Origin of the sequence: Paraburkholderia podalyriae, from assembly GCF_014397785.1 — a bacterium.
Classification (GTDB): Bacteria; Pseudomonadota; Gammaproteobacteria; order Burkholderiales; family Burkholderiaceae; genus Paraburkholderia; species Paraburkholderia podalyriae.
In genome coordinates this window covers 1-516 of record NZ_VZQQ01000294.1, presented here as the reverse complement: position 1 = coordinate 516, position 516 = coordinate 1, and the positions used below count along the sequence as shown (strand labels likewise).

At 64.9% G+C, this 516-nt stretch carries 1 pseudogene; it reads left to right on the top strand.

Annotated features, from left to right (window positions below):
• Positions 1–389, top strand: a pseudogene (locus tag F6X42_RS46340) (transposase); the annotation flags it as partial.
• Between the last annotated feature and the right edge of the window lie 127 nt (positions 390–516).

Genomic DNA, 516 nt, shown 5'->3' with positions numbered 1-516 from the left:
TCGTGGACGCGACGATCATCGGCGCGCCGAGCTCGACGAAGAATGAGCAGAAGGCGCGCGACCCCGAGATGCATCAGACCCGCAAGGGTCGCCAATGGTATTTCGGCGCCAAGCTGCACATCGGTGTGGACAGCCAAAGCGGTCTGGCGCACAGCGCGGTGCTCACGCCGGCCAACGTGCATGACAAGCATCCACTGCCGCAATTGCTGCACGGGCAGGAGCGGCGCGTCTACGGCGACAGCGCCTATGCGAGCCAGAAGGAACTGATCCACAGCAAGGCGCCCAGGGCGCGCGACTTTACCAATCAGCGCACGCGCCGTGCGGGCGGCGAAGTCGACGAAGTGCAACGGGGCAAGAACCGCAACAAGTCGAAGATTCGCGCCCGGGTGGGTAAGCGCCCGGCAATGGCACCCTGGGGAGTGCCTACGAGCGATCAGGCGGTGATCGGCGCCCAGCGATGAGGCAGTAGCTGAGCGATGTGGTCGGCGCGATGCGTTGGCAAGCGATTCAGTACGT